Annotated in this window: 11 protein-coding genes; 2 read left to right on the top strand and 9 right to left on the bottom strand. The window is 59.4% G+C overall.

The window, feature by feature from the left end; genetic code table 11:
- Positions 1-2: 2 nt before the first annotated feature.
- The 9 genes from BEN48_RS08075 to BEN48_RS08035 form a co-directional block, all read right to left on the bottom strand.
- Positions 3-371, bottom strand: coding sequence for a T9SS type A sorting domain-containing protein (locus tag BEN48_RS08075; protein WP_070734083.1), 369 nt, complete (start codon positions 369-371; stop codon positions 3-5).
- A 264-nt stretch (positions 372-635) separates the two neighbouring features.
- On the bottom strand, positions 636-1520 hold the full coding sequence (gene atpG, locus BEN48_RS08070) for an ATP synthase F1 subunit gamma (RefSeq protein ID WP_070734082.1): 885 nt from the start codon (positions 1518-1520) through the stop codon (positions 636-638).
- 127 nt (positions 1521-1647) lie between these two features.
- On the bottom strand, positions 1648-3231 hold the full coding sequence (atpA, locus tag BEN48_RS08065) for a F0F1 ATP synthase subunit alpha (RefSeq protein WP_070734081.1): 1584 nt from the start codon (positions 3229-3231) through the stop codon (positions 1648-1650).
- A 134-nt stretch (positions 3232-3365) separates the two neighbouring features.
- On the bottom strand, positions 3366-3926 hold the full coding sequence (gene atpH, locus BEN48_RS08060; RefSeq protein ID WP_070734080.1) for an ATP synthase F1 subunit delta: 561 nt from the start codon (positions 3924-3926) through the stop codon (positions 3366-3368).
- Positions 3927-4049: 123 nt separating this feature from the next.
- Positions 4050-4547, bottom strand: coding sequence for a F0F1 ATP synthase subunit B (atpF, locus tag BEN48_RS08055; RefSeq protein WP_070734226.1), 498 nt, complete (start codon positions 4545-4547; stop codon positions 4050-4052).
- A 150-nt stretch (positions 4548-4697) separates the two neighbouring features.
- Positions 4698-4973, bottom strand: a complete 276-nt coding sequence (gene atpE / locus BEN48_RS08050) for an ATP synthase F0 subunit C (protein WP_035561068.1) — start codon at positions 4971-4973, stop codon at positions 4698-4700.
- Positions 4974-5178: 205 nt separating this feature from the next.
- The gene (gene atpB, locus BEN48_RS08045; protein ID WP_317043690.1) at positions 5179-6165 is read right to left on the bottom strand and encodes a F0F1 ATP synthase subunit A; all 987 of its coding nucleotides are present in this window, start codon (positions 6163-6165) and stop codon (positions 5179-5181) included.
- Entirely contained in the window at positions 6162-6608 is a 447-nt protein-coding gene (locus BEN48_RS08040) for a hypothetical protein (RefSeq protein ID WP_070734079.1), read from the bottom strand. The genes atpB and BEN48_RS08040 overlap by 4 nt, the downstream gene beginning before the upstream one ends.
- Before the next feature lie 84 nt (positions 6609-6692).
- Positions 6693-6938 carry an AtpZ/AtpI family protein gene (locus tag BEN48_RS08035; protein ID WP_070734078.1) on the bottom strand — a complete coding sequence of 82 codons (246 nt, stop codon included), beginning with the start codon at positions 6936-6938 and terminating at the stop codon, positions 6693-6695.
- A gap of 186 nt (positions 6939-7124) precedes the next feature.
- Here BEN48_RS08035 and porW point away from each other — a divergent pair, with 186 nt between their 5' ends.
- Positions 7125-10214: a type IX secretion system periplasmic lipoprotein PorW/SprE gene (gene porW, locus BEN48_RS08030; protein WP_125932534.1), complete on the top strand. Its 3090-nt coding sequence runs from the start codon at positions 7125-7127 to the stop codon at positions 10212-10214.
- A gap of 112 nt (positions 10215-10326) precedes the next feature.
- Positions 10327-12669, top strand: coding sequence for a penicillin-binding protein 1A (locus BEN48_RS08025; protein ID WP_241502214.1), 2343 nt, complete (start codon positions 10327-10329; stop codon positions 12667-12669).
- Positions 12670-12840 lie beyond the last annotated feature (171 nt).

The raw sequence follows: 12840 nt of genomic DNA, 5'->3' as shown, positions 1-12840 counted from the left end.
CCTTACTCCACCGTCAGCGTCTTGGCCACGCGCTGGCTACCCGCCTGCACCACCACGTGGTACAGGCCCGGCGCCCGTCCCAACAGGGGGACCTCTGCTTTGCCACCTTCCTCGGTCAGGCTTACGGGCTGCTCAAACACCACCGTGCCCTGGGCGTCGCTCAGCGTCACGGTAGCGCGGGTGGTGCCCGCTACGGCCGGCACCGCCACCGTGGCCCGAATGTGGGCCGGGTTGGGGTACACCGTGAGGTCGGCCAGCGCAGTGGGGGACTGGGCACGGGCCGCCGGGCCCGCCAGCAGCATAAACAACGGCAGCGGCATGGCCAGATGCCGCCCACTGGTTAGAATAGCGGAGGAGGTGATGGCAAACATAGCATGGTGCGAATAAGGTGGAAATAATAGAAGCGACGGCTTCGCCGGCAGCGCGGCGATGCCGATTCAACGCGACATTGCGCCAAGCCGTATGTCAGCCTTGTCAAACCTGCTCACATTCGCGCCCAACTCGTACTATTTCGCGACGAATCCGATACAACCGCCTTACCCCTCATGTACCGGGGTTCCCCATAGTCTCAACCGTACGAAAAAGGCCCGCCTCCAACGGAGACGGGCCTTTGCTTTTTCTTATGTATTCGACTGCTAGCCAGCCGCCAGGGCCTCGGCACCGCCCACGATTTCGAGAATCTCGGTCGTGATGGCCGCCTGACGCGTCCGGTTGTAGGTCAGCTTGAGGGATTTGAGCAGCTCGCCGGCGTTGTCGGTGGCTTTGTCCATGGCCGTCATGCGGGCGCCGTGCTCCGAAGCGTTGCTTTCCAGCACCGCTTTGTAAAGCTGGATTTTCAGCGACTGCGGAATCAGCGTCTGAATGATTTCTTCTTTCGAAGGCTCAAACACGTAATCCACGTTGGCAGTGGCCGAAGCCGTAACGGGCGCTTCCGTCTTCACCAGCGGCAGCAGCTGCTCGGTGCGGATAATCTGCGTGGCCACGTTCCGGAACTCGTTGTACACCATCACCACCTCGTCGTACTGCCCGTTGCGGAAGCTGTCCATGGCCAGCTCTGCCGCCTCGCGCACCGTTTCAAACGACAGCTTGGCAAATACGTGGGTGAAGTTGCCCACCACACCGCCCTTGCGGGTGTAGTAGTCGTGGGCTTTCTTGCCAATGGCCAGTATCGAGATGCTGGTTGCCGGCAGGTTGGCGTAGCGCTCCGCAATGGCCGCGTTCACACCCTTAAACACGTTCGAGTTGAAGGCACCCGCCAAACCACGGTCCGACGTAACGGCAATAATGAGCACCCGGCGCACCTCGCGGGCCACGCCATATTCGCTCACAATGTCATTGTCGGTCGTGCGCGTCAGGTTCGCCAGAATGGTGTTCAGGCGCTGCGCGTAAGGCCGCATCCGGATGATGTTGTCCTGGGCACGACGCAGCTTGGCCGCCGCCACCATTTTCATGGCTTTGGTAATCTGCTGCGTGCTGCTCACCGACTGAATGCGGCTGCGGACTTCTTTTAAGCTTGCCATAATGGGGATAAATGAACGTCATGCTGAGCTTGCCGAAGCATCTCTACCGCAGTAGTAATCAATGCTGATTCAACGAAGCGGTAGAGATGCTTCGGCAAGCTCAGCATGACGTTCTTTAACTTAATTCTTATTTCGCCGCGTAGTTCGCCGCTACGTCCTTGGCTACCTCGCGGATGGCCTTGGTACCGGCGTCCTCCAGCTTGCCAGCCTTCAGCGCCTTCAGCACGTCGGGGTAGCGGGAGTTCATCACCTGGCCAAACTCCTTCTCGAACTCACGCACCCGATTCACAGGTACGGTGTCGAGGAGGCCGTTGGTAGAAGCGTACACAATGGCCACCTGGTCTTCCACCTTCACAGGCGAGAACTGGGGCTGCTTCAGGATTTCGAGGTTGCGACGGCCACGCTCAATGGTGAGCTTGGTCGAGGCGTCGAGGTCGGAGCCGAACTTGGCAAAAGCTTCCAGCTCGCGGAACTGGGCTTGGTCGAGCTTCAGCGTACCGGCCACTTTCTTCATCGACTTAATCTGGGCGTTACCACCCACACGCGACACCGAAATACCTACGTTGATAGCAGGGCGAACACCCGAGTTGAACAGGTTGGTCTCGAGGAAAATCTGGCCGTCGGTAATGGAAATCACGTTCGTCGGGATGTAGGCCGATACGTCACCAGCCTGCGTCTCGATGATGGGCAGGGCCGTGAGCGACCCGCCACCTTTCACCAGGTGCCGGATGCTTTCGGGCAGGTCGTTCATGTTCTGAGCGATTTCGTCCGAAGCGTTGATTTTAGCGGCCCGCTCCAGCAAACGGCTGTGCAGGTAAAATACGTCGCCGGGGTACGCCTCGCGTCCGGGAGGACGACGGAGCAGCAGCGACACCTCACGGTAAGCCACAGCCTGCTTCGACAAGTCGTCATAAACCACGAGGGCGGGACGACCCGTATCGCGGAAGAATTCGCCAATGGCGGCACCGGTGAAGGGGGCGTAGAACTGCAGGGGCGCGGGGTCGGCGGCCGGAGCAGCTACCACCACGGTGTAGTCCATGGCACCGCCTTTGGTCAGCGACTGCACCACCTGGGCGATGGTAGAAGCCTTCTGGCCAATGGCCACGTAAATGCAGTACACGGGCTTACCAGCTTCGAAGAACTCGCGCTGGTTCAGGATGGTATCGATGGCCACGGCCGACTTACCCGTCTGACGGTCACCGATAATCAGCTCGCGCTGGCCACGGCCAATCGGAATCATGGCGTCAATCGACTTGATGCCGGTCTGCATCGGCTCGGTTACGGGCTGACGGTAGATTACACCAGGAGCCTTGCGCTCGAGGGGCATTTCGTACAGCTCGCCGGTAATGGGGCCGCGGCCGTCGATGGGCTGGCCGAGGGTGTTTACCACCCGGCCCACGATGCCTTCGCCTACTTTAATGGAAGCAATTTTGTTGGTACGACGCACGGTGGCGCCTTCCTGAATGCCCGAGTAGTCGCCGAGCAATACGGCACCTACGTTGTCCTCCTCGAGGTTGAGCACCAGCCCTTGCAGGCCCGTCTCGAACTCAATCAGCTCGCCCGCCTGGGCTTTGCTCAAGCCGTAGATGCGAGCCACACCGTCGCCAACCTGCAACACGGTGCCGACTTCTTCCAGCTCGGCTTCGGACTTGAAATTGGACAGTTGCTGCCGCAGGATTGCGGATACTTCGTCCGGACGTACTTCTGCCATTTTTTTGGGAATTGAGTATGTAGTATTGAGTAGTCAGTAGCGCGAAGCGGTGCTTCGCGTGCCTGCGCCAATTGAATTAATGCTGTCGGCGCGGAGACGCGAACAACTGCGTTCGCACAACACCGACTATCGGCTTACACCTTTTGTTGAAACGTAGTGTCTTGCAAAGAGGTGCGCATTTTGCGGAGGCTGGTGCGCACGGAATCGTCTAGCTGGTTGTCGCCCACGCGCAGGATGAAGCCGCCAATTAGGTCGGCGTCCACCTTTTCGGTCAGTTTCACTTCGGTAAGGCCAGTTTGCTGGGTTACCAGCTTTTCCATCTCGGCTCGCGAGGCGGCGGTGAGCGGAGTGGCCGAAGTCACCTCGGCCATCTGAATGCCCTGCATGGAGTTGTACTGCACCTGAAACTCGGTGCCCATGCCTTCCAGCGCCGACTCCCGGTTTTTCTGGGTGAGAATGGCAAAAAACTTCATGGTCATGTCCGATACCTTGCCGCCAAAAATGGCGGTCAGGATGGCCAGCTTCTTGTCGTGCTTCACAATCGGATTGCGCAGCAACAGCCGCAGCTCGCGGCTTTCGGCCATGGTCTTGCTCAGCAGGTCCATGTCCTCTTTCACGCTCTCCAGCGTGCCCATCTCCTTGCCCAAGTCGAGGAGCGACTTGGCGTAGCGGGCCGCTACTCGTTGGTCAGCCATTGGTTATTGTTTTTTTTGTCATGCTGAGCTTGCGAAGCATCTTATCAGGTTCGCAGGGCTCGGTAAACTAAATCTGACGAAAGCAGCCGTGATAAGATGCTTCCTTCGTCAGCATGACAGACGTTAGTTAAGCTTAACGTCTTTCAAATACGAATCAACCAGCTGCGTCTGGGCGGCGGGCTCGGCGAGCTCGCGGCGCAGGATGCGCTCGGCGATGTCGACCGACAGCTTGGCAGCGGTGTTTTTAACTTCGGCCAGGGCCGCGTTTTTCTCCTGCTGGATGGCTTCGCGGGCTTGGGTGATAATGCGGTTGGCTTCGTCGGTGGCGCGGGCCTTTTCGGCGTCGCGGTGCTGGTTGGCCATCACGGTGGCTTCCTGCATCATGCGGTCGCGCTCGTGGCGGGCGTCGGCGAGCAACTTTTCGTTGCCAGCTTTCAGCTGCTGCATTTCAATTTTGGCCTGGTCGGCCATGCGCAGGGCGTTGTCAATGGTGTCTTCCCGCTCTTTGAGCGACAGCAGGATGGGACGCCAGGCAAATTTGCCCAGCAGAAACAACACCAACAGGAAGATAACCAGTTGCCAGAAAATCAGGCCGAGTTCAGGATTTAAGAAAGCTGGCATAGGGAATTTAGTATTAGGGAACCGCCGGTTGAGGCTGGTTAAGCTTGCTACATCTTGTAGGAGCAGGTAAGCCCGCCGCGCCAACTGCATAGGCAGCAGCGGGCGGCGGGCTTCCAACTACTTCCGGGCACTGCGGCCCGGCAAATCATCTTAGAGCTTGGTCCAGATAAGTACGCAGACTACGACTGCGAACAGGCCAAGGCCTTCAATCAGAGCGGCGGCGATAATCATAGCCGTCTGGATTTTACCGGAAGCATCGGGCTGACGGCCGATGGCATCCATAGCGCTGCCGCCAATGCGACCAATACCCAGGCCTACGCCCAAAGCAACCAAACCTGCACCGATACCGGCACCCATTACAGCCAAACCAGGACCGTAGTTGGCAGCCATTTCAACAGCAGCCTGCAAAAACAAAGAAAGAAGCATAAAAAAAGAAAAAGGGGGAAGAGAAAAAGCTAGCCAATCCCGCAGCGGGGGGGGGAGGGGTGCTGCGGTCTGACTAAAACAGCCAGCAGGTAGGGCACTGGGCCCGCCTGGTTAAATCGTATGAATTAGTGTGCGTGCAAAGGGGCGTGGGCCTGGTCGGCCCCGTCGCCGCCACCAATCTGGTGGTCGGCATCGTGGTGCTCTTCTACGGCGCGCCGATGTACATGGCGGTAAGCAGGGTGAAGATGAAGGCCTGCAGAATGGCTACCAGCAATTCCAGAATGTTGATAAACAAGCCGAAAGCCAGGGTAACCGGCGCTACAGCCCACGATTTGAAAATGAACACTAGGCTAATGAAGCTCAGTACCACGATGTGTCCGGCCGTGATGTTGGCAAACAGACGAATCATCAGGGAGAAGGGCTTGGTGAAGATGCCCAGGAATTCCACCACAATCATGATGGGCAGCAGGGGCTTGGGCACGCCGGGCGTAGCAAAAATGTGCGCCCAATAGTTCTTGTTGCTGGAAGCCAGCGTGATAACGAGCGTCATCAGGGCCAGCACCAGGGTCACGGCGATGTTGCCGCTCAGGTTGGCCGCGCCGGGCATGAGGCCCAGCAGGTTATTGAACCAGATGAAGAAGAAGGCGGTGAGCAGGTACGGCATGTAGCGCTCGTACTTGGGGCCGATGTTCTTCCGGGCAATTTCGTCGCGGATGAAGATGATAACGGGCTCGAAGAACGACTGCAGGCCGCTGGGCGCGCGACCGTGGTTCTTCTTGTAGCCACGGGCTACAGCCGTGAACACAATCAGCATAAGTGCGGCGCTGAAGAGCAGCGAAGCGGTGTTTTTGGTAATGGAGAAGTCGTATACTTTGCTGCCGTCTTCGGCCACCAGCTTGTCTTCTTCCAGCTTCAGGCCGTTGTGGCTGTGGCCGTGGGCCAGCTGGCCACCCGAGAACATGCTCAGGCCTTTGGTGGGCTGGTAAGCGATAATGGGCAGCGGCACGCTAACGTGAGTGGCGTGCTCGCCCTCGCCGAGGGTAGCCAAGTGCCACTCGTGCGAATCGCCGATGTGCTCCAAAATCATTTCGCCGGGATTGAAGCCTTCCCCTTTGGAAGCCTCAGCGGCAGGCTCGTTCGCAAAAGCGGACAGGGATACAAAGCAAAGAAGTATCGAAAGTAAACGCTTCATTCAAAGGGAATTAATTGGAGATTTCCGGCTAAAGCGCTATGTTTGCGCCACTTGCTTTTTCGAAATCGGCCGCAAGTTACTAAAAATAGCCCAGATTTCAAACCCAGCCCACGAAAAGTACAGCAGGAAGAAGGCGCCAAGGAAGGTCCAGAGGCCGCGCCCTTCCTGGGCGCACCCCGGGCCAGATGCACCGTGACCAAGGCAAGGGAAGTGAGCATCCGAACCGTCATGCCAATAAGATAGCCGATGCCCAGGTTGGTAGGCGAGACCGCCACGAGGCGCGCCGTGAGGCTATAGATAAGGAATGTGAGTCCCGCCATGAAGCCGAACAGCAACCCCGTGTACCGGTGAATAACGGCCGGGCCGTAGAGCAAATGCAAGGCGTAAAGCAGCACCCCCATCACAGCACCGAACAAGAAAAACTGGCGCAGAAATCGAATCATAGAAAGGCGGTTCGGTTTAGTGAACAGTGAGCTGTTATCAGTGAAACATTGTTTTGCTGCTCACTAATAGCTGCTCACTGTTCACTACTCTTTGGTGAGGCTGCGGATAATCTGGAACATGGCAAGAAATACGCCCACCAGCATGAGTCCCACCGTGAACCACGGGTTTTCGGACTGGTACCGCTCGTCGAGCCACATGCCCAGCCAAGTGAAGCCGCCGATGATGCCCAGCATTTGGAAAGCAATGCCCGAATACTTGGCGAATGCGCGCACGCGGTTGGAGCCCTCGGCGGGCTTGTCGGCGGGCTCAGGAACAGGCGGAGTGGGCATGGAAAGGGCGAAGTGGAACGACGCGCAAAGGTACGGCGGGGGCGAAGGACCTTTTGGTCCGGGAAAAACGTAATTTTACCCGTTCGCCTTCGTTAGCCGGCTGGCACTTGCCTGCTACAACGAACATTTCGGGTTGCTTCCGGCGTTGCGGAGGCAATTGGCTGCCTTTTTTCATTCTCCTTGGCTTTGACACAACATCTGCTGATACCCCGCTGGCCGGCGCTCTTTCTCTTTCTGTTGGGAGTAGGGGTAGCAGGCTGTGCTTCGGATAAAAACCTGGTGGCGCACGCCTTCAACAACGTGGCGGCGCGGGACAATGCTTATTTCATTGCCCGGGAGAAGCTGCAAGCCACGGAAGAAAAGCTCTACGCAGGCCGCATCAACGACTACAACCAGCCCCTGTCGCTGTTTCCCACGCTGGACAGTGCCAGCGTACGGGCCAACCGCGCGGAGCTGAACGACGTTATTAAGAAGGCATCAATGCCGATTCAGCACCGGCCGGGGTCGGACTGGACGGACGACGCCTACATTCTGGTGGGCTGGTCGCGCTTTTACCAGATGCAGTTCAGCGACGCGGCCCTGACCTTTAAATACGTTAACTCCACCAGCAAAGACCCCAATGCCAAGCACGAAGCGCTGATTGGGCTGATGCGCACCTTTGTGGAGCAGGGCGAGATGGAGAGCGCCAAAGCGGTATCGGACCTGCTGGACAAGGAAAAAGGCTTGCCCGAAGATGCACGCCAACTGTTTCTGACCCGGGCCGACTACTACATCCGCACCGACGAGCCGGCCAAGGCCATTCCGCAGTTGGAGCGGGCCATTCCGCTCATTGAGCTGAAAAACGAACGGTCGCGGACGCGTTACCTGCTGGCCCAGCTCTACCAGAACGCGGGCGAGAACAAGAAAGCCTACGAGCAGCTCGACCAACTGCTGACGCGTAACCCGCCGTATGAGCTGGATTTTCAGGCCAAGCTGCTGCTGGCGCAGGTGTCGGACCTCAGCGAAAAGGACCGGGTGCGGCTCGACAAAAATTTTGTAGCGCTGCTGAAGGACACGAAGAACAAGGACTACCGCGACAAGATTTACTACGAGATGGCGCGGCTGAACTACCGCGAGAAGAACATTCCCGAGGCGCTCAAGCTGCTGCGGCAATCTGTGCAGGCCACCACCACCAACCGGCTGCAAAAAAGCTACACCTACCTCTTGGCGGGCCGCATCTACTACGAAGACCTGCAGAAGTACCGCCTCGCGGCGGCTTACTACGACAGCACGGTGCAGAACCTGGCGCAGGATGCCAAAACCTATGCCGACATCAAGGAGCGCAGTGACATTCTGCGGGATTTCGCGAAGCAGTACACCATCATTGAAACGCAGGACAGCCTGCAGGCCCTGGCACGGCTGCCCGCCGGAGCACTGGACGAGAAGCTCAACCTGTATGCTGATGCGGCTATCTTGGTGGCCCAACAGGAGGTGGCCCGGCTTGCGGCGCTGCAAAAGGTGAACGACCGGGCCGCCGAATTTGCCTCCCGCACCACCAGCAGCGCTGCTGGCTTCTCGCCGGACGGGACCACGGGCCGGGCCAGCGACGACCTGCTGGCCTTCGACCCCACCGCCGCCGGCACGGGAGCCAAATGGTACTTCGACAACCCAGCCACGCTGGGCACCGCCCGGGCCGACTTTATCCGGAAGTGGGGCAACCGCCAGCTGCAGGACAACTGGCGCACGAGCAGCCAAGCCAGCATCTCCCCCAATACGACTGCCAACGGTGGGGTGCCCGTTGCCATCACCGGCAACGACCAGACTGCAGTGAACGGCGGGCAATCTGCCTCTGCTGCCCCAGCCCCACCCGCCGACCCAGAGGCCGAAAAGCGGACGCTGGTAGCCCAATACCGCAGTACCCTGCCCACCACGCCGGAACTACTGCAAGCCTCCAACATGCAGGTGGAGGGCGCACTATACGAGCTGGCCGGCATCTACAAAGAGCAGTTGAAAGAGCGGGGAAAGGGCTTCGAGACCTACGAGAAGCAGGTGGGCCGCTATCCCACGGGCGTGCACGCCCCCGATGCCTACTACCTGCTGTACCTGCACTACAAAGACCAGCCCGATGCCGCCAAAATGGCCCAGTACGCCGCGGCCCTGCAACGGGAGTTTCCCACTTCCATTTATGCCAAGCTGATTGCTGACCCGCTGTACCGCGAGCATGAGCTGGCCCTGCACAACGCCGTGGCAAGCCGCGTGGATTCGGCCTTTACGCTCTACAAAAACCAGGAATTCCGGAAGGCCACGGCCGTGCTGGCCCGCAGCGAAAAGCTGTACCCCAAGAGCGACCTTGCTGACCGGGTGGCTTACCTGAAAACGCTGTTGGTCATTCGTACCCAGCCCCCGCTCGCGGCTCGCTCCTCGGTGGAGGCGTTCTACACTAAGTTCCCCGACAGCCCGCTCGTGCCTCAAGCCCAGGCGCTGGCTGAAACCTACAAAAAGCAGGGAGCCGGACAAATTGCCGGCGCACTGGCCTCAACCGAAAAACCCGTGGTGTCCGTATTCCGGCCGGGTGAGGTAGACAACCGCCTGCGCATTCAGTACCGCGAAGACGAGACTCCTGCCAAGGCGCTGAATACCGCGCCGCCTGCGCCTACCTCTCCCACTGCGGCGGGCTTGCCGGGTACGCGCAAGGCAAGCGCAACCAACGCCACACCTGCCAAGCCGCTGGCTGGTGCTCCTGCAGCCGCTGCCGTGCCCGACGCGGGCGTTTCTCCTGCTTCTGCCCCTGCTCTTGCTGTTCAGGCTCCCGCACCGGCGCCGGGCTCCGTTGCGGCGGTGCCCCCAGCGGCCGGCACACCGCCCGCTGTGACAACTCTGGTGGCGCCCACTCCCGCTGCGGTGGAGGCTCCTGCAGATGTGCCTGCCACGGCCTACGTCACGCAGCTAAGCGGCGCCCATGCGGTGGTGCTGGTGTTTCCCAAGGCCGCACCGGCCGCTGCCGATTTAACCACCCAGCTGGGCACCTACAACAACCGGTTTTTCCGGGCCAACAACCTGCGCGTGGAAACACCGCCGCTCGGTACCGACCAGGACCTGGTGGTGGTGCAGGCATTGCCCGGCGCCAAGGTGGCTCAGAGCTACGCCACCAAGCTGCGGGGGCCGCAATCGCCGCTGGCACGGTTGCGCGGGGCCGGCTACCAGACGGTGGTCATCAGCCTCGAAAATCTCACCTTACTGCAAGCCACCGGTGATTTGGCCGGGTATTTGAGCTTTTATCAGCGCGTTTATAAATGAGTTAAAATTTAGGAGTTATGAGTTATGGGTTTGCAGTCGGACCTTTGCGCCGTGGTTAGGCCTGCTTGAGTTTTAACTCATAACTTTTAACTCCTAACCCTTAACTCTAAAAATGCCAACCTCCTCTCCTACCCACCGTTCGAAGCCGACGCCCCTGAAGCCCGTGCGTACTGGTCGGTTTGCGGCGTTCACGCGCACCATGTGGGTGCTGTTTGGCGCGGGCGTGGTGGGCCTGGGCCTGTTTGTGCTGGCCGTGAGCGGCAACTTCCTGAACCTGTTCGGGCGCATGCCCAACCTGAAAACGCTGGAAAACCCGCGCTCGGAGCTGGCATCAGAAATTTACTCCGCCGATGGGGTGCTGCTGGGCAAGTACTTCCGCGAAAACCGCACGCCGGTCGAGTTCAACGAACTGCCCCAAAACCTGATTGATGCCCTCATCGCTACCGAGGACGTGCGGTTTGAGCAGCACTCGGGCATCGACCTGAAAAGCGTATCCCGGGCCGTGGTGGGCGTGGTTACTTTCAACCGCAACGGCGGTGGCTCCACCCTCAGCCAGCAGGTGGCCAAGGTGCTGTTTAAGACCCGCGCCGAAGACCTCAATAACGGGTCGCTGAACGGCAACGGCAAGGTGGGCCTGCTCATCACCAAGGCCAAGGAGTGGATTCTGGCCATTCGCCTGGAGCGCAACTACACCAAGCGCGAAATCCTGCGCATGTACCTCAACACGGTGGAATACGGCTCGAACTCGTTTGGCATCAACACCGCCGCCAAGACTTTTTTCAACAAAAAGCCGCTGGACCTAACCAACGCCGAAGCTGCCACGCTGGTGGGTATTGTGAACGCGCCGGGCCGTTTCAGCCCCATCAACCACCCCGAACGCTCGCGCAAGCGCCGCAACTGGGTGCTGCGCCAGATGGCCAAGTCGAACTACATCACCGATGCCCAGCTGGCCCAGGATACTGCCAAGGCCATTGTGCTGCACTACTCCGTGGAAAACCCCACCAAGGGCCTGGCGCCGTACTTCCGCTCGGAGGTGGCCAAGTCGCTGGTGGCCTGGGCCCGCGAAACCGACCACGACCTGTACGCCGACGGCCTGAAGATTTACACCACCATCGACTCGCGCATGCAGACGTACGCCGAGAAATCGGTGGCCGAGCACCTGGCCCTGCAGCAGAAGTGGTTTACCCAGCACTGGAAAGGCCAGCTGCCCTGGCGCGACGAAAACGGCAAGGTGATTCCCGAGTTCCTGAACATTGCCATGCGCCGTACCCAGCGCTACAGGTCGCTGATGAACACCTACGAAGGCAACCGCGACTCGGTGAACTACTACCTGCGCAAGAAGTACAAGATGCAGGTATTTACCTGGCAGGGCGAAAAGGAAATGCTGATGTCGCCGCTCGACTCATTGGCGTATTACAAGCGCTACCTGCGCGCCGGTTTCATGGCCATGAACCCCCTGAACGGCCAGATTAAGGCCTGGGTGGGCGGGCCGAATTACAAGTTCTTCAAGTTTGACCACGTGCGCCAGGGCAAGCGCCAGCCCGGCTCCACGTTCAAGCCCATTGTGTACACGGCGGCCATCGACCAGGGCTACTCGCCCTGCTACCCGCGGCCCGATGTGGCCACTACTTTCCCGGCCGTGGCCGGCCGGGCACCCTACACTCCCAAGAACTTTGAGGGCAACTTCTCGGGCCGGGTGTTCACGCTGCGGCAGGCCCTGGCCCGGTCCATGAACTCCATTACGGCGTGGCTGGTGATGAAGCTCACGCCCGAAACCATTGCCGGCTACGCCAAGCGCATGGGCATTGAGTCGCCGATTGACGCGGTGCCGGCCATCGGCTTCGGGTCGTCGGATGTTAACATCTACGAGCTGTGCGGCGCTTACGCCACCTTCGTGAACAAGGGCGTCTGGACTTCGCCCACCATGGTCACCCGCATTGAGGACAAGAACGGCAATGTGCTGCGCGAATTTGTGCCCCGCACCCGTGAGGTGCTCAGCGAAGAAACGGCTTATGTGATGACCAACATGCTGCAGGCCAGCACCACCGAGCCCGGCGGCACCAGCACCATTCTGCACACCGGATTCAAGTTCCCGTATGAAATAGGCGGTAAAACCGGTACCACGTCTAACTACTCCGACGCTTGGTTTATGGGCATCACCCCGGACTTGGTGTGCGGCATGTGGGTGGGCGGCGAAGACCGCAGCATTCACTTCCGCTCGGGTACTTACGGCCAGGGCGCGCGCCTGGCGCTACCGCTCTATGGCCTGTTTATGCAGAAGGTGTACAAGGACAAGAGCATCGGCATCAGCACCGCGCCGTTTCCCAAGCCTGCCGCGCCGCTCGGCATCGAGCTCGACTGCTCGAAATACTACGGTGGCCAGCGCGATACCATCCCTGACGCCCAGAAGCTAAACCGCCGCGACCCCGTCGACCTCAGCGATGAGGACATCTAGCATCGCTGATTTCTGCTGATTAAAGTGATTTCGCTGATTTTTTCTTCGGCGAGGTGGTTAGGCAGCAGGTTTGTTAGCGTTAAGCAGAAATGACCGGCGACTTTTGCCGGTCATTTTTTGTTACAAATAGCGCCTTCTGCAGCAGTTTCCAATCGCGCCCCGTATTCCCTC

It is taken from the genome of Hymenobacter glacialis, assembly GCF_001816165.1.
GTDB classification, from domain to species: Bacteria; Bacteroidota; Bacteroidia; order Cytophagales; family Hymenobacteraceae; genus Hymenobacter; species Hymenobacter glacialis.
The sequence above is the reverse complement of the archived record's forward strand: the minus strand, read 5'-3'. Positions and strand labels throughout refer to the sequence as shown.

What these genes read in the sequence shown, in the direction of transcription:
- BEN48_RS08075 (WP_070734083.1), bottom strand. Translation starts at nt 371, where the DNA reads ATGTTTGCCATCACCTCCTCCGCTATTCTAACCAGTGGGCGGCATCTG.
- atpG (WP_070734082.1), bottom strand. Translation starts at nt 1,520, where the DNA reads ATGGCAAGCTTAAAAGAAGTCCGCAGCCGCATTCAGTCGGTGAGCAGC.
- atpA (WP_070734081.1), bottom strand. Translation starts at nt 3,231, where the DNA reads ATGGCAGAAGTACGTCCGGACGAAGTATCCGCAATCCTGCGGCAGCAA.
- atpH (WP_070734080.1), bottom strand. Translation starts at nt 3,926, where the DNA reads ATGGCTGACCAACGAGTAGCGGCCCGCTACGCCAAGTCGCTCCTCGAC.
- atpF (WP_070734226.1), bottom strand. Translation starts at nt 4,547, where the DNA reads ATGCCAGCTTTCTTAAATCCTGAACTCGGCCTGATTTTCTGGCAACTG.
- atpE (WP_035561068.1), bottom strand. Translation starts at nt 4,973, where the DNA reads ATGCTTCTTTCTTTGTTTTTGCAGGCTGCTGTTGAAATGGCTGCCAAC.
- atpB (WP_317043690.1), bottom strand. Translation starts at nt 6,165, where the DNA reads ATGAAGCGTTTACTTTCGATACTTCTTTGCTTTGTATCCCTGTCCGCT.
- BEN48_RS08040 (WP_070734079.1), bottom strand. Translation starts at nt 6,608, where the DNA reads ATGATTCGATTTCTGCGCCAGTTTTTCTTGTTCGGTGCTGTGATGGGG.
- BEN48_RS08035 (WP_070734078.1), bottom strand. Translation starts at nt 6,938, where the DNA reads ATGCCCACTCCGCCTGTTCCTGAGCCCGCCGACAAGCCCGCCGAGGGC.
- BEN48_RS08025 (WP_241502214.1), top strand. Translation starts at nt 10,327, where the DNA reads ATGCCAACCTCCTCTCCTACCCACCGTTCGAAGCCGACGCCCCTGAAG.